Source organism: Prosthecobacter sp. (genome assembly GCF_044227185.1).
GTDB lineage: Bacteria > Verrucomicrobiota > Verrucomicrobiia > Verrucomicrobiales > Verrucomicrobiaceae > Prosthecobacter.
Map to the genome: position 1 here is coordinate 80845 of NZ_JBGAFO010000003.1, position 15228 is coordinate 96072.

The following is a 15228-nucleotide window of genomic DNA, read 5'->3' on the forward strand; positions in this document are numbered from 1 at the left end:
GTAGAGGATTCGGGGTCGGTAGGGGGTCGAAAGACGCGCCAGATGCGGCCAGGCACGGGACGCCTTCCTTACTGGTGCGGGGGGCGGTTTCAAGGTCGAAAACTGGGGGGAATCGGACGCCGTCTGTCCGGGCTTGCGTGATGCGCCTTGTGCGAAATGGCTTGCTCCACAGTCAGAGAGCATGCCACAAGAAGGAAAATGAAGAGAATCATCAACTGGCTTACCTCAAACTGGACCTGCGCCGCCCTGCTGCTGGGCTTCCACGCCTGGGCATGGGTGATGATCGGGACATGGATGCGCAATCAATCCTCCAGGATCATGGGTGCTCTCATGGCGGTGACCGCGCTGGGGCTGCTGATGCGGCTGCGGTGGACGCGGCTGGTCGGCACGGCGATGCTGATCTGGATCTCCGGCTTTAAAGCCTATGGGCTGGTGGCCCGTGAGTTTACCTGGAAGCAGGCGATGTGGAGCGCCCTGTATGGCCTGATCGCCTATCACCTGTGGACCAAGCCAGACAGCGGCATCCTGGATGATTTCGCCGGGGAGGACCAGCCTGATGCGGATCAGGAAAAGCAGAGCGAGGAGGACCATGAAAAGCCGATCATCTCCCTCGTCCATCTGCGCCGCCAGCAGCGCTATCTGGAGCCGCAGGTGCTGGCCAATGCGCTTTCCGAAGCCTGGGGGCTGCAGATCGCCGGCGGGGAAGAGGATGTGAAGGAGGCGGATGGTTTTGTCGCGGGGGAGAATCCTTTGTTCATTGTCATGGTGCACAAGCCCACCTTCGCGATGTTCATGGTGCACAACCGTGACAGCGCCTACTTTGAAGATCCGGAGGAGACGGCCGGGCGGGTGCCGAACCTGCGCTTTGCCGAGATCATCCGCGAGCACAGCGCCTGGCTGGCGGTGGACCTCATGCAGGCCAAGGACACCAAGCTCGACCAGGACGAAGCCTATCGCCTGATCGGCAAGGCCGTCTCCGCGCTGGCGGATGACGATGTGATGGCCATCCTGTGTCCCCAGCATCACTTCTTCAACCTCTGGTCCCCGGAGCTGGAAAAGACCCTGTGTGGCGAGTCTCCGCTGGAGGCGCTGCAGGAGGAAGTCAAAGCGCCCGTCATCGGTGTGCCTGACGGCGACACGATCGAAAAGGCCATTGACGAGGCGCGGCGGCGGTGGCCGGAGTTTGTGGAGGCCTTCAAGAAGCGCCAGCCTGACGACGAGCGCTTCATCGTGAAGGCGCCGTTCACTGGCGAGGACGGCCGTGTGGAGCACATGTGGCTGCAGGTTTTTGGACTGGAGCCCGAATATGCCCATGGCAATCTGATCAATCATCCCATGCACACCACGAAACTGCGGATGGGATCGCAGGTGGAGGTGGCGGTCGGGGAAGTGTCCGACTGGATCTGCCCGGATGCGGAGGGCAACCCGCTGGGGAATTTCACGCAGCAGGCCATTGTGGAGGCGGCGAAACAGAAACGGGAAAGCGGAAAAGGCGCGGATAATTGAATCCATCAGGGCTTGCCAGACTCCGCTCTGACCCGGATGGTACCGCGTGAACAAAGGAAACATCGTCCTGTGGGTTGCCGGGGCCGTCCTGCTGTACATCGGCTGGATCGCCTTTGACATGCTGCGTCCGGCCGCGGGCGGAGGCGCGGGCAGCACCACGAGCATCAGCGCCGTGAGGCTCTCGAAAGTGCCTGTGCTGGTGGAGTTTTACGCGGACTGGTGCGGCCCGTGCAAGGTGGTGGGGCCGATGGTGGACGAGCTGGCAAAGGAGCTGAAGGGCAAGGCGATGGTGGTCCGCATCAACATTGATGAAGACCCCAAGCTGGCGCGTGAGCATGGCGTGGGGCCCATTCCCACCTTCATCGCGTTCAAATCGGGGCGCGAGATCGGGCGTGAGATCGGGGGGATTCCGAAGGAGAGAATGCGGGCGCTGCTGGGGCTTTGAGCGGTGCGGAGCGCCGCGCACAAACGAATGGCTCAGGCCGCCCTGCAGCCGCATGGTGTTGAAATTTCAACATAGGGCTTGACGGATGGCAACGGGTGTTGAAAAATCAGCACCCATGTGGGACGACAAACATTCCAATGAGCTCAGCCGCCGTGAGCGGCAGGTGATGGAGATCGTGATGAAGCATGGGCGGCTCTCCGCCCGTGAGATTGAGGAAAAGCTGCCGGAGGCGCCGACTTACTCGGCGGTGCGGTCCATCCTGCGGCTGCTGGTGGAGCGCGGGGTTCTGCTCAAAACCCAGGCGGAGGGGAGGGACTGGTTCTCGCTGCCGGTTTCTCCGAAGAAGGCGCGGGTCAGCGCGCTGCAGAGCTTTGTGAGCCGGTTCTTTGAAAACTCCGCAGGGGAGGCGGCGCTGGCGCTGCTGGGTCAGAAGAATGTGAAGCTCTCCAAGGAGGAGGCGGAAAAACTCATTCAACTCATCGAGGAGGCGCGTGAACCATGAACGACTGGATGCAAGATCTGCTGCGGTTTCTCACACGAAACCCGAACTTGGGGCTGATGGTGTCGGCCTTTCTGACCAGCAGCGCCGTGGTCTGCGTGGCAGGCTGCGTGGCGCTGCAACTGCAACGCCGCTCCGCACGGGCACGCAGCCTGGTGTGGCGAATCACAATGATGGTCCTGCTGCTGGTGGCGGCATGGCGGCTGATGCCGGAGGCCGCACCACCGGTGGCGGTGATGGAGTGGCGCGTGAACCTCCCTGCTCCGCCTGTTGAAATGGCTCCCGTGCTGTCAGAAAGCCCCGCATTCGTCCTGCCGGAAAAAACGCTGTGGCAGCGCGGGCTGGCCTGGCTGGAGAGTGAAAGTGTCAAAGCTTGGCTGGCAGTCGCCCTGCTGCTGCTGTGCCGGCGCATCCTCACCGCCTGGGCGGGCCTGTTTTGGTTGCGCCAGCACAGCCGCCCGGCACCAGAGCACATCTCCAAAAGACTGCGTGAGATGAATGCGCCTGCGCGCCTGCACTGCCGCGTGGCGGAGCGCCTTCAGTCGCCCATGCTTTCCGGCTGGCGCAGGCCGGTCATCTGGCTGCCGCCGGAGGCGAGCACCTGGGATGAGCAGCGGCTGGGCGCGGTACTGCAGCATGAGCTGGCGCATCTGCGGCGCGGAGATGTGGCGTGGCACTGGCTGGCGCAGCTCACCGTTTGCCTGTGGTGGTGGCAGCCGCTGGCATTGCGTGCCTGGCACAGCCTTCGCAACGAAACCGAGCATGCAGCCGATGATGCCGCCGTGCTCGCCGGAGGCAGCACGCAAGATTACGCTCGCACGTTGGTGGAGATCGCCGCAGGCCTGCCCTCACGAATGCGCAAGATGCCGGGCGTGACGATGTTCGGCGGCGAGTCCGTGCAGCGGCGCGTGCGTGAGCTGATGAAGAGCAATCAATGGCGTGGCCGCATCGGCATCGGTGCGATGAGTTTGATAGCCCTTGTGGCGGTGGTGCTTGCGGTGCTGGCCGCGACGAAGGTGGAGTTCAAGCCGAAAACGCCGGTTTATCAGAGCGAGGCGATACTGGTGGCGGGAGGTTTCCCGGACGCGGGCGGTAACTGGCAGGCACAGCATGAAGACTTCTATGGCACCATCGTTGAAACGCTGGAGTCCGCCGAAATGAAGCGTCGCGCTTTGGAGCGGGTGCGTGTCTTGAATCCAAATCTGGAAGGCAAGAATGTCGAGGTTCAGGCGGCGCAGACCAAGGGCTCCACCTTGTTTCGCGTGCAGACGCGTTGCGAAAGCGGAAAATACGCCCGGATTTTCCTGGATGCGCTGCTGGATGAGTTCATCGGGTTCAGGCAGTCCGTCCGTGAGCAGGCCGCCGGTCAAAACACGCGGAAGCTCGCTGAGGAAGCAGTGAAGGCGCAAAAAGTGATGGAGGACAAGCTTGCCGCGCTGGCTGAATTTCAGAAGCTCAACAACCTCCTGACACTGACCAATGGCAATGACATGGCCGCGCAGTTTCTGGGCAAGCTTGCCTCCCAGTTGAACGAGGCCCGGACCAATCTTGCGGAAGAAGAGCTGGCCTTGAGCAGCATTCCGGCAGCGATGACGATCGCTCAGACCCGGGTCAGCAGCGGACAACCGCTGACACAGACAGAAAAAGATTATGTTCAGAGCCAGAGCGAACTTCGCCGCCTCGAAAATGAGCTGAAGTATCTGCTCGAAACTCACAAGGCAGATCACACGGAGGTGGTCGCGACCAAAGAAAAAGTCGCCAAAGCGAAGTTCCTGCTCAACGCCCTTGTTGAGCCTCTAAGGGAAGAAATGGAGCAAAGGGCGGAGAACAGCCGCAGAAGGGTGACCATCCTGCAAACTCAGATGGCTGAGAAGCAGAAAGAGGCACTCCATATGGGGGCGAAAATCGCTCAGTATCAGCTGCTCGACAAACAAGCCAAGGCAGCCAGAGAAGCTTATGAAAAGCTATTCGACCATCTCAAACAGGACCCACGACTGGCCGCAAACACGGACTACGTGGCGATCCAGGAGCGTGCCAGCCCTGCCACAGAGGTCGTGCAAAGCGGCCTCCTCCCTATTTGGAAACTCTGGCGGGGCGAAGCCAAACCGGCGGCGGAAAAGACACCAACAACCGCTCAGAAAGGGCCTGCCAAAACCGCGGGCTGACCTCACCTCGGCCCCGGCGCATTGATATGCGCGGCATCCTTGTCCCAGCCCGCCGGGGTGCCGCGGTAGTCAGCCTCCTTGAGCTTGAGTTTGTTGCCGGTTTCGCGGTCGAAGGAGTCTTTGGAAAGGTTCGCGGGGGCGGAGTCGCCGGTGACGGTGGTCCATTCGGCCATGGCGTTGGCCAGGCGCTGTTTCACGGAGGCGTAGTTGGGATCATCGGCCAGATTGTGAAGCTGCAGCGGGTCGGCGTCGGTGCGGTAGAGCTCCACGGGCGGGCGTGGCGAGAGAAAGACATCCGCCTGAGGCGGAGTGAGCTTTCCGGCATCGCGCACGGCGCGCAGGCTCTGGAAGGAGGGGGAGTGCACGGAGTCCGCCGGGCCCTGCCAGGCGAGGTTGGGGCGCGAGTTGACGATGTAGAGAAAGCCCTCCGAACGCACGGAGCGGCCATGCGCCTCGTAGTCGTGCCAGTTGTGCTCGGAGAAGGCGTACCTGCGCGTGGTGGCGGTGGGGTCTGCCAGCTCCGGGGCAAAGCTGAGGCCCTGCATGGTGGGCGGCACGGCTACTCCGGCGAGTGAGAGCACGGTGGGCGCGATGTCGATGCTGCTGATGAGGCTCTGCGTGGGCGTGCCCGCTTTGCTGATGCCTTTGGGCCAGTGTGCGATGAAGGGCGTCTTCATGCCGGAGTCATGCAGGCGTGTTTTTGCACGCGGGAAAGGGCGGCCGTTGTCCGCCATGACCAGGATGAGCGTGTTTTCGAGCGTGCCTTCCTTTTCCAGCTCTGCGACGACGAGGCCGATGAAGTGGTCCCAGCGTGTGATTTCGTTGTAGTAGGAGGCGAGGTCTTCGCGGGTGGCGGCATCGTCATTGAGGTAAGGCGGCACGATGACCTTGGCGGGATCATGCTTGGGGCCGTAGAGGTCGGCATTCCAGTCCTTGTCAGCGTCCCAGGCGCGGTGGGCGTCCAGAGAGGCGAACCAGAAGAAGAACGGTTTATCTTTTGGGCGCTCCCGCACGGTTTTCACCCAGGTGGCGTGGCCGCCTTTGTTGCCGGGGGCGATGCCGTTGTCCACGAGGTCAAAGGGCGCGGGCTGCGGCTGCTCGCCTGCGGCGGGTTTGTCGGAGGTCATGTGGTGTTTGCCCACCAGCGCGGTATACCACCCTGCCTCGCGCAGCAGGCGCGGGAACCATGGCAGATGCGCGGCGATGGGCTGGTGCAGCTCCGAGGCGCGGCCGTTGTTGTGCGGATAACGGCCGGTGATGATGCTGGAGCGGCTGGGGCTGCAACTGCTGGCCACCAGGATGGCCTCGTCAAAGCGGCGGCCTTTCGCGGCGAGCTTGTCGATGTTTGGCGTGCGTGCGGCGGCGTTGCCGTAGCAGCCGAGGTCGTCATGGCTCACGTCATCGGCGATGAAGAGGATGACATTGGGCGCGGCGGTGGCGGAGCTGATGAAGAGCAGCAGGCAGGCGAGGAGGCGGGGCAGGGACATGAACATGGCGGCAATGAAAAGATGAGGCGGGAGAAAAGCGGTTCACCTACTTCTTCCCTTTCTTCCGCGCCTTCTTGTTTGCGGCCGGGGCTTCTTCAGAATCAGCGGCGATTTTTTCTCCTGTCAGGTCGCCGAGGAGACGCGGCACATAACTATTGAAGCGGCCGTCGGGAGATTCGCCCTTGGCAGGCAGCGCCTTGATCTGCGCGGCCACAGGCCCGGCCTTGTCGCCGAGATCGCCGATGGCATTGAGCGCGCTGATGGAGGTGAAGACATCGTGCTGGCTCCAGTTGGCGAGATTCACGAGCGCTGGCAGCGCGGCGCTGCGCTCGGACTCACTGCCGTATTTGGCCAGGGCCCAGTTCGCCACGACCTGCACGTCGCTGGAGCTGTCTTTGGCGGCCTGGAGGATTTCATCATGAGCCGCACTCAGGCCATCGCCGCCGCGCATGAGGATGCCCATGGCGGACCAGTAGCGGATGGCGCTGTCCTTGTCGACAAACCCCGCTTTGAGGTCGGCCATGGCGTCCGCCTTCATGGAGGAGGCCTGGCCCGCGGCTTTGAGGATGCGGGCCATGGGGTAGAGCTTGTCATCATGCGCCATGTCGTAGGGCGTGGTGCCTTCGGAGCGGTGGTGCATCTCGCCTTCGGAGATCATGCCGGCGTCGCGGATTTTCAGGGCGAGGTTTTCCTGTGCGGCGCGCATTTTGGCGAGCGTGGCGGCATGCTCGGGCTGCGCAGCGAGATTGTGCACTTCATCGGGATCGCTCTTCAGGTCGTAGAGTTCTTCGGGGTCTTTCGGCACCTTCCAGAAGATGGACTGTTCGGGCGTGGTTTTGCCGGTATCGTAGAGCGCGCGCCAGACACGGGTGGTGGGGGTTTCAAACTGATAGTTCACATGCTGCCCCTGGGAGAGGTGGGGCATGTAGTTCCGCAGGTAGACGAAGCGGCCGTCCGTGACGCTGCGCACGCAGTCGTAGCGCTCGTCCATGCGGCCGCGGAAGCCGTACACGTAGGGCTGCGGCTCGGTCTGAAACTGGCCGGCAAAGGCGTGGCCCTGCATCCACTCCGGCGGCTGCACGCCGATGATGCTGAGCAGCGTGGGTGCGAGATCGACGAAGCTGACGAGGCGGTCTGACTTCACGCCGGCTCCGTATTCCTTGGGCGCGAGGTGCTTCCACTTCGGCGGAAAGTAAACGACCATGGGCACCTGCAGGCCTGAGTTGCAGGGCCAGCGTTTGTTGCGCGGCATGCCGCTGCCGTGGTCGGCGTAGTAGAAGACGATGGTGTCCTCCGCGAGGCCGGCGTCTGCGAGTTCCTTCAGGCGTCTGCCAGCCGAGGCGTCGGCCAGGGTGACCTGATCATAATACTGCGCCCAGTCCTGCCGCACCTCGGGAGTGTCGGGATGGTAGGCCGGCACGCGCGCTTTGGCGGGATCGTGAATGGCCACGTGCGGGCGTTTGCGAATCTGGCTTTCGTGGCTGCACGTCTCATTGAAAATGGCGAAGAATGGCTGCCCCTCCTTGCGGTTTTTCCAGTGTGCGTTGCCTGCGGACGCATCCCACACGCCCTCAGGTTTTTGCAGGTTGTAGTCCTCCTTGCTGTTGTTCGTGCAGTAGTAGCCCGCCTCGCGGAGAAACTGCGGGTACATCTTCTTGCCCTTCGGCATGGCCACCATGCTGCGCATGTGCTCGCCGCCGGTGGAGGGCGAGTACATGCCGGCGATGATGGTGGTGCGCGCCGCCGCGCAAACCGGAGCGCAGGACCAGGCGTGCTTGAAAAGCATTCCCTTGGCCGCCAGCGCATCGACATTCGGCGTGGTGGCATAGGTGTCGCCATAGCAGCCCATGTGGGGCCCGTGATCCTCGCTGGTGAGCCAGAGGATGTTGGGGCGCTGCTCCGCAGCGAACGACGAAACCTGAGCCGAGCAAAGCGAGACAGCCAGCACGGCGAAGCGCGTGCTGCTCCGAAGGAGCGAACGGAGTGAGGCAATGAGGAATGACGAAAGGAAGAGGCTGAGGAGCTTCATGGGGCGGGTGGAACGAAGGCGGATGTGGCGATCCTTCAGGAATGATGCAGGTAGTGTGAGCGGAAAAAGTTCGACGCTGCGGCGGGGGATGCGGCATAACCTGAAGGATGATGAAAATTCATGCGCTGCTTGGTTCATGGGGGCTGCTGCTTGTGCTCTGCGCGCAGCCAGTTTTGACTGGCGAAGAAGCGCCCAAGTGGAGAATCGAAACCCGCACGCTGGCGCATGCGCCTGATGGCAGTCCAGATATACGCATGGATTGGGGACCCGGCGAGTGGGTGGAGCTCACCGTTGTGCCCGAAAGCGCCAAAAGTGTGGAATGGGAGATCAAAGGTGCGGCCAGGGTGAGCAACCGTTTCGGAAATCCCACGCTTCTGATGGTGGGGTATGGCAAAGGCGAGGGGCCTGTCTCGATCAGGGCTTTTATCAATGAGCCGCGGCATCCCGCCCCGCCTGTGCCAAAGATGGCAGCGGACCAGAAAGCGGAAGCTGAGACAAAGCGGAAAAATCAGCGCGCTGAACTCGAAAGCCTCAGCTCTCTGGCCGACAAGCCGGGGGTGTTTGATGCCTTGTGCAGCAAGATCTACACCGAGGAATTTCTGCTTTTTGAAGATCTGGCTGAGACTCAGCCATCAGACCTGCCCTACTACATCAAGACCCTTCCCGAGCTGGACCGTCTGGCGCTCAAAGCGCCCGGCTCATCCATGTGGGCAGGTATCCAGCGTTCGTTTGCGGAGGCGACGGCCCTGCGGCTCGCTGCATGCCTGGACCGCACCGAGGATCAAAGCCGGCTGGACAAAAACTTTTGGGATCTGCTCCATGCTTTGGTCGCCAATCTGCAAAGCCTGCAAAGGCAATATGATGCCGCTGGAGGCGAGGCAAACAGTATGGCCAGGTTTGGGGGACCGGAAGGCATGACGCCTGAAACTCGAAAAAATGGAGTCGCCAATGCACTGCGCTCCTTTCTTCCCCGGCAGCGCTATCTGCTCTTTGTGCAGGTGCTCAATGTCTTCCCCGGGGCGCCGGTGGAGAAGGTGAAGGAAGGCCTGCTGAAGCAGGGCTTCACGGAAGCTGAGGCCGACTTCCTGCTGGATGTGCCCGTTACGCGTTGATTCCCTGTCTTCCATGGACAAATCCGCCGCGCGAATTGTGCTGCGCCGCTGGCCTGGATAGACGGCGTCGCCAATCAGCGATTTCTGTACGTTAATTCATCCTGCCACGCATGACCCTCCGCCACGAACTTCAGGCCGAATACGGCCGCTACTTGACCCGCCGTTGGTTTTTCAAAGACTGTGGTGTGGGGCTGGCGAGCATTGCGGCGGCGGATCTGGTGGCGCGCACGGCCGGCGCGGCACCGGCGCCGGTGAGTCCGCTGGCGCAGAAGCGGGCGCATTATCCCGCGAAGGCGAAGCGCGTGATTTATCTGTTCATGGGCGGTGCGCCGAGTCATCTGGAGCTGTTTGATAACAAGCCGGAGCTGGCGAAGTGGGATGGCAAGCTGCCGCCGGCGGATCTGCTCAAGGGCTACCGCGCCGCGTTTATCAATCCCAACAGCAAGCTGCTGGGGCCGAAATTCAAGTTTGCGCGGCATGGTCAGAGCGGCGCGGAGCTGAGCGAGCTGCTGCCGCACACGGCGAAGATGGCGGATGACCTGACGATTGTGCGCTCCATGAAGACGGATGCGTTCAATCACGCCCCGGGCCAGATCCTGATGAGCACAGGCTCGCAGATTTTCGGGCGGCCGAGCTTTGGGGCGTGGACGCTGTACGGTCTTGGCACGGAGAACCAGGATCTGCCGGGCTATGTGGTGATGCAGAGCGGGCAGAAAGGGCCAAGCGGCGGCATGAGCAATTTTGGCTGCGGCTTCCTGCCCACCGTGTATCAGGGCGTGCCCTTCCGCAGCAGCGGCGAGCCGGTGCTCTACCTGAGCAACCCGGAAGGTGTCAGCGATGCCACGCAGCGTGACACGCTGGATGTGCTGAAGCAGCTCAACGAGGAGCGCCTGGGCGTGGTGGGAGATCCGGAGATCGCCAGCCGCATCAACAGCTTTGAACTGGCCTACCGCATGCAGCAGACCGCGCCGGAGCTGATGGACATTTCGAAGGAGCCGAAGCACATCCTTGACATGTATGGGGCGAAGCCGGGCGAGGCCTCCTTTGCCAACAACTGCCTGCTCGCCCGCCGCCTGATTGAAAGCGGTGTTCGTTTTGTGCAGCTCTTCCATGAGGCTTGGGACCATCACGGCGGCCTGGTGAAGGGCCTAAAGGATCAATGCGGCCTGACCGACCAGCCTTGCGCCGCGCTGGTGCAGGATTTGAAGCAGCGCGGACTGCTGGAGGACACGCTTGTCATCTGGGGCGGTGAATTCGGCCGCACGCCGATGGTGCAGGGCGGCAGCGACGGGCGCGACCATCACCCGAACTGCTTCAGCATGTGGTTCGCCGGCGGCGGCATGAAGCCGGGCATCACGCTGGGGCAGAGCGATGAATTTGGCTTCAATGTCACGGAGGATCCCGTGCATGTGCATGATCTCCACGCCACGCTGCTGCATCTGCTCGGCTTTGAGCACACCAAGCTGGCGGTGAAGTTCCAGGGACTGGACATGCGCCTGACCAATGTGCATGGGGAGCTGGTGTCGAAGCTGCTGGGGTAGGCCGTTCTGAAGCGCCAAAGGCGCGACCTATCGCAGCCCAGGGCAACGCCCTGGGTTTGTGAGCACATGACGGATTAAACCATGGGAGCCCTGAAGGGGCGGCCTAACTCCTGCGGCGCTACGATCCTCCAGAATCCTCTTCGCCACACTTCAATCCCATACGTACCGTTCATCATACACCACTTTGTGTTTGTCGAGAAATCCCCGGTATTCTTCCTGAAACGTTTTCACGCGGTGGTGCTCCTCCTGATCGCGGATGTAGTCGGCCACCTTTGGTACGTTGGATTCGCTCACGGAAAACGTTCCGTATCCCGCCTGCCATGCGAAGTCAGCCAGTGCGACCGCCTGCGTCTTGATCCCACTTGGAGGATGACTTTTTTACGTCCTCCACCACCTGGGCCAAAGTGATCGTGCGGCCCATGTTGAAAAGGATGTGCACATGGTCGGTCATCGAGTTGATGAGCACAGCCGGGGAATTGAGATTGGCCAGAACCGTTGCCATGTACGCGTGGAGATCTGGGCGCACCGCCGGGGTGAGGTAAGGAGTGCGTTCCTTCGTGGAAAAGATGAGGTGGATGTTAAGGTTGGCGAGGGACTGCGGCATGGTAGAAGATGAACGTGCGATAGGAGTTAGGCCGCCCCTTCAGGGCTCCCAGATGGGCGGGTCATCTGATACCCAGGGCGTTGCCCTGGGCTGCGATAGATCGCACCGTTGGCGCTCCAGAGCCGGGTATCTCGGTTGCGGTGGACGAGTCGTTTTATCAAATCCCATACCCTGCCCGATACGCCTTGTGGATGATCGCATCCGCCTCCGGGGTGTTGGGGGACTTGAGGGCTTTCGCATCCCATTCGACGCGTTTGCCGAAGCGGACGGCGAGGAGGCCGACGAGGAGGGATTCGGTGAAGGGGGCGGAGTACCAGAAGCCGCTCTTCGCATCCTGAGGGTTGCCGGTTTTGCAGGCTTCCAGGAATTCTTTGCGGTGACCGCTGAGGCAGCGGGGGATGGTCTTCGCGGGGATCACAAACTGCTGCATTTTCGTCTCAGGCACGATGCGCGGTGTGCCGGACCAGCCGCCGGCGAGGATGCAGCCTTTGTCGCCGACGAAATAGATGCCGTTGTCGCCGAGGTTGCGGGTTTCTTCGAGACCTTCCGGACGCGGAGGCAGCTTGCCGCCGTCATACCAGACCATCTTCACAGCAGGGCGGTCGCCTTTGGCAGGGAAGTGGTAGGTGATGATGCTCCAGGTGGGGTAAGACTGATTGTTGTTTGGACCGGTCTCGGCCTCCACCCAGTCGGGGGCGTCGAGATCGAGGGCGTAGAATGCGGGGTCGGCGTTGTGCACGGCCATGTCTCCCAGAGCACCGCAGCCAAAGTCCCACCAGCCACGCCACCTGCGCGGGCAGAAGTCGGGATGATAGGGGCGCTCCTTGGCCGGGCCGAGCCAGAGATTCCAGTCGAGGTTCTTGGGCACGGGCGGTGTGTCGGTGGGATAGGCCTTGCCCTGAGTGTCCCAGAATTTGCCGGGGCGGTCTGACCACACATGCACCTCGGTCACTTTGCCGATGGCACCGGCCTGGATCCATTCGAGGGTGAGGCGGATGCCTTCGCTGGCGTGGCCCTGATTGCCCATCTGCGTCACGCGTTTGGTTTCCGCAGCCACATCACGCATGGCGCGTGCTTCGGCGATGGTGTGGGCCAGGGGCTTTTCCACATACACATGGCGTCCGGCGCGCATGGCCATGATGCTCGCGGGTGCATGCACATGGTCTGGTGTGGCCACCAGCACGGCGTCGATGTCCTTCTGTTTGTCGATCAGCTCGCGGAAGTCGCGGTAGAGCCTGGCATTCGGGTACTTTTTGATGGTGCCGGCGGAGTGGTCGAGATCCACATCGCAGAGCGCCACGATGTTGGCGAGGCCTGAATCATCCAGATCCCTGATGTCGCCACCGCCCTGCCCGCCGATGCCGATGCAGCCGAGATTGACCTTCTCACTGGGTGGCGTAAATCCGGGACCGCCGATGACGTGACGCGGAACGAATTGAAAGCCAAAGACTGCTGAGGCGGCGGTTTTGACAAACTGGCGGCGTGGGAGGCTGGGCTGGGACATGCCGAGCAAAACGCAAACAAAATCAAGCTCTTGCGTAGAGTCTTCGCTGAGCCGCGTATTAGATTTCTATGAAAAGACCTTGGAAAGACGTCTCCGTGGCTTTGCGCGACGGAATGGTGCACTGGCCCGGCGACCCCGCGTGCCAGATCAAACGCGTGAGCCGCATGGAAGACGGTGCGGTGTGCAATCTCACGCACCTCTCCATGAGCGCCCATACAGGCACGCATATGGATGCGCCGCGGCACTTTGTGGCCGATGGCCTGACGATGGAGCAGATGCCGCTGGAGCCTGTGATCGGCCGCTGCCGCGTGTTTGAGCTCGACTGCGAGGATCAGATCACTGCAGACGACCTGAAACAGCTCAAGCTGGCGCCGCGCCAGCGGGTGCTCTTCAAAACGCGCAACTCCACGCGAAGCTGGGCGATGAACGAGTTCGACAAGGACTTCGTCTCCATCCGCGCGGATGCCGCGCGGTATCTGGTGGAGCAGGGCGTGGCGACCGTGGGCGTGGACTACCTCAGCATCGGAGGCTTCAACAAAGACGGTGTGGAAACACACCAGATCATGCTCGGCGCGGGCATCTGGGTGATCGAAGGCCTCAATCTGGCGGAGATCAAACCCGGCTACTACGAGCTGATCTGCCTGCCGTTGAAACTGGAGGGCGCGGACGGTGCGCCATGCCGGGTGGTGCTGCGGTGAAGGCGGCCTGCTTTCTCAAGGGGCCTGGACGCCGATCACATGTGGCAGCAGCCAGAATTTCTGGCTGCTGTTCGTTTCATTGAAGCCTGATTCGTAGCTGCCCATGCCACGAATGACGACGCCCCCGCAGTTCAAGTAAAAGGAAGCGGGCGAGCCGCCATCCAGATGCTGGGCGCTGACGAGGTGGATGGGCAGCTTCAGCAGGTGCTCGTTGAAATCATGCATCGTGGAAGGGGTGCGGCAGAAGATGAAGAGGGCGTTGCCATCCTTGTCTTCTCCCAGCGCCGCCTCGCTCCACATTTTGGGCTGCTGCTTCCAGCGGTTTTCGCCGGGGTGCTTGATGAGGCGGAGGTTTTGAATGACGACGGCGTAGCGGGAGAGGATGTCCCTCTCGATGGCGGCATCATCGGTGTCGAGCAGCCGGAAGGGGGCGGCTTCTTTGGCGAGCGGCGAGAAGACACAGACGGACGAGTAGTCGCCGCGAAATGTGGGCGACGGAACCACCGGGTGATTTTTCATGTAGCCGCAGTGGGTGCTGCCGTCCTTGTCATACATGCCCGCATTGATGACGAGGCAGAGCTTGTGCCTGGCGGCCCATTCCTCCGCGGTGAGCGAGGGCTGAACGGCCGAGGCGGAGCACAGGCGCAACGGATGGGTGCGCACATTCACCCGGACGACCTGCATCTGCCCCTGCCCGCCTGGCGCTGGGAAAAGCCCCAGCTCAATGCCGGGCACGAGACTGCGCCAGCTGGCTGTGGACTGCGCATTCACCGGCGCGGCCGCCAGCGAGAGCAGGACCAGCGCGAGCACGGTGGCGGCGGCAGAACGGTGTCTCATGGTCAGCGTTTGCGCTTCATCTCCTCACTCGCCTTGTCCAGGATGCGGCGTTCTTCAGCGGTGAGGCTCTGCATGCCCTGGTGGCTGATTTTGTCGAGGATGTCATCGACGGTGGGAGTGCTGCTCTTTGGGGCGGGCTTCTTGGTCTTCGGCGTCCGTTTGGGCAGGGAGGGAAGTTTCAAGGCTCCGGTTTCAAAACGAATGAAGGCGTAGGCGGTGCCCACGTTGGCGGCCAGGAGGACGATGGAAACCCAGCTCCGCACGGCCAGAAACATCAGTACATCCACACCGACCAGGATCGCCGCCAGCAGCCAGGCATCGAGAGCGAGGATGATGACGCTGATCTGGGCGCGAGGATAGAGGGTGGCGAAGGCGATGAAGACTCCGAACTGGATGTTTTGAATGCCCGCGCAGAGGCTGTTGTGCATGCCCAGCAAGGTCAGGAAGACCGGGGAGGAAAGCACCAGGGTGAGCAGCAGGCGGATGAAGGCGCGGCGTCCCAGATGTCGCTCCACCGCCTCACCGAAGTTCCACAGCAGGAAACAGCCGACCAGCGTCCACAAGCTGGGGAAATTCACCAGCGGGTAGGTGAGCAGAGTCCACACGTGCCAGTCCCTGAAAGCGATCTTGAAGCTGAAGGCGGCATAGGCCTCCAGGAAGCCCGTGCCGAGGATGGCATACACCACCATGCTCGCGGCGCCGACGAGGGCGATGATGGCGGCCAGATAAACGGGCTGCTGCTTCCACCACGTCAGCGGCAGGTGATCTTTGGATTCGGGGAGCCAGGAGTTGAACATGATT

Annotated in this window: 14 protein-coding genes; 7 read left to right on the forward strand and 7 right to left on the reverse strand. The window is 62.0% G+C overall.

Translation table 11 applies throughout. The features are described 5' to 3' along the window. Positions 1–198 precede the first annotated feature (198 nt). The 4 genes from ACILSQ_RS08025 to ACILSQ_RS08040 all read left to right on the forward strand — a co-directional run bounded on the left by ACILSQ_RS08025 (position 199) and on the right by ACILSQ_RS08040 (position 4615). Positions 199–1506: a DUF2314 domain-containing protein gene (locus ACILSQ_RS08025; protein ID WP_395743079.1), complete on the forward strand. Its 1308-nt coding sequence runs from the start codon at positions 199–201 to the stop codon at positions 1504–1506. 46 nt (positions 1507–1552) lie between these two features. Next, positions 1553–1951, forward strand: coding sequence for a thioredoxin domain-containing protein (locus ACILSQ_RS08030; protein WP_395743080.1), 399 nt, complete (start codon positions 1553–1555; stop codon positions 1949–1951). A gap of 115 nt (positions 1952–2066) precedes the next feature. Further along, entirely contained in the window at positions 2067–2453 is a 387-nt protein-coding gene (locus ACILSQ_RS08035; protein ID WP_395743081.1) for a BlaI/MecI/CopY family transcriptional regulator, read from the forward strand. After that, positions 2450–4615: a M56 family metallopeptidase gene (locus tag ACILSQ_RS08040; protein ID WP_395743082.1), complete on the forward strand. Its 2166-nt coding sequence runs from the start codon at positions 2450–2452 to the stop codon at positions 4613–4615. The genes ACILSQ_RS08035 and ACILSQ_RS08040 overlap by 4 nt, the downstream gene beginning before the upstream one ends. Before the next feature lie 2 nt (positions 4616–4617). Here ACILSQ_RS08040 and ACILSQ_RS08045 read toward each other — a convergent pair whose 3' ends face one another. Further along, positions 4618–6102 carry a sulfatase gene (locus ACILSQ_RS08045; protein ID WP_395743083.1) on the reverse strand — a complete coding sequence of 495 codons (1485 nt, stop codon included), beginning with the start codon at positions 6100–6102 and terminating at the stop codon, positions 4618–4620. Between the two features lie 46 nt (positions 6103–6148). After that, entirely contained in the window at positions 6149–8131 is a 1983-nt protein-coding gene (locus ACILSQ_RS08050) for a sulfatase-like hydrolase/transferase (RefSeq protein ID WP_395743084.1), read from the reverse strand. A 107-nt stretch (positions 8132–8238) separates the two neighbouring features. Between ACILSQ_RS08050 and ACILSQ_RS08055 the strand changes: the two genes are divergently transcribed. Further along, positions 8239–9243: a hypothetical protein gene (locus tag ACILSQ_RS08055; protein ID WP_395743085.1), complete on the forward strand. Its 1005-nt coding sequence runs from the start codon at positions 8239–8241 to the stop codon at positions 9241–9243. 110 nt (positions 9244–9353) lie between these two features. Then, positions 9354–10784 carry a DUF1501 domain-containing protein gene (locus tag ACILSQ_RS08060; RefSeq protein ID WP_395743086.1) on the forward strand — a complete coding sequence of 477 codons (1431 nt, stop codon included), beginning with the start codon at positions 9354–9356 and terminating at the stop codon, positions 10782–10784. Between the two features lie 150 nt (positions 10785–10934). Here the strand turns inward: ACILSQ_RS08060 and ACILSQ_RS08065 are convergent, their stop codons facing one another. From ACILSQ_RS08065 to ACILSQ_RS08075, 3 genes are all read right to left on the reverse strand, one after another. Beyond that, on the reverse strand, positions 10935–11078 hold the full coding sequence (locus tag ACILSQ_RS08065) for a hypothetical protein (protein WP_395743087.1): 144 nt from the start codon (positions 11076–11078) through the stop codon (positions 10935–10937). Between the two features lie 34 nt (positions 11079–11112). Then, positions 11113–11388: a transposase gene (locus ACILSQ_RS08070; RefSeq protein ID WP_395743088.1), complete on the reverse strand. Its 276-nt coding sequence runs from the start codon at positions 11386–11388 to the stop codon at positions 11113–11115. Positions 11389–11545: 157 nt separating this feature from the next. Then, positions 11546–12892, reverse strand: coding sequence for a Gfo/Idh/MocA family protein (locus tag ACILSQ_RS08075; RefSeq protein ID WP_395743089.1), 1347 nt, complete (start codon positions 12890–12892; stop codon positions 11546–11548). A 68-nt stretch (positions 12893–12960) separates the two neighbouring features. Here ACILSQ_RS08075 and ACILSQ_RS08080 point away from each other — a divergent pair, with 68 nt between their 5' ends. After that, on the forward strand, positions 12961–13590 hold the full coding sequence (locus ACILSQ_RS08080) for a cyclase family protein (RefSeq protein WP_395743090.1): 630 nt from the start codon (positions 12961–12963) through the stop codon (positions 13588–13590). Positions 13591–13605: 15 nt separating this feature from the next. On the opposite strand, the gene ACILSQ_RS08085 is transcribed toward ACILSQ_RS08080, so the two are convergent. Both ACILSQ_RS08085 and ACILSQ_RS08090 read right to left on the reverse strand, forming a co-directional pair. Beyond that, positions 13606–14427 carry a phosphodiester glycosidase family protein gene (locus tag ACILSQ_RS08085; RefSeq protein ID WP_395743091.1) on the reverse strand — a complete coding sequence of 274 codons (822 nt, stop codon included), beginning with the start codon at positions 14425–14427 and terminating at the stop codon, positions 13606–13608. Between the two features lie 2 nt (positions 14428–14429). Next, positions 14430–15224: a rhomboid family intramembrane serine protease gene (locus ACILSQ_RS08090; RefSeq protein ID WP_395743092.1), complete on the reverse strand. Its 795-nt coding sequence runs from the start codon at positions 15222–15224 to the stop codon at positions 14430–14432. Positions 15225–15228 lie beyond the last annotated feature (4 nt).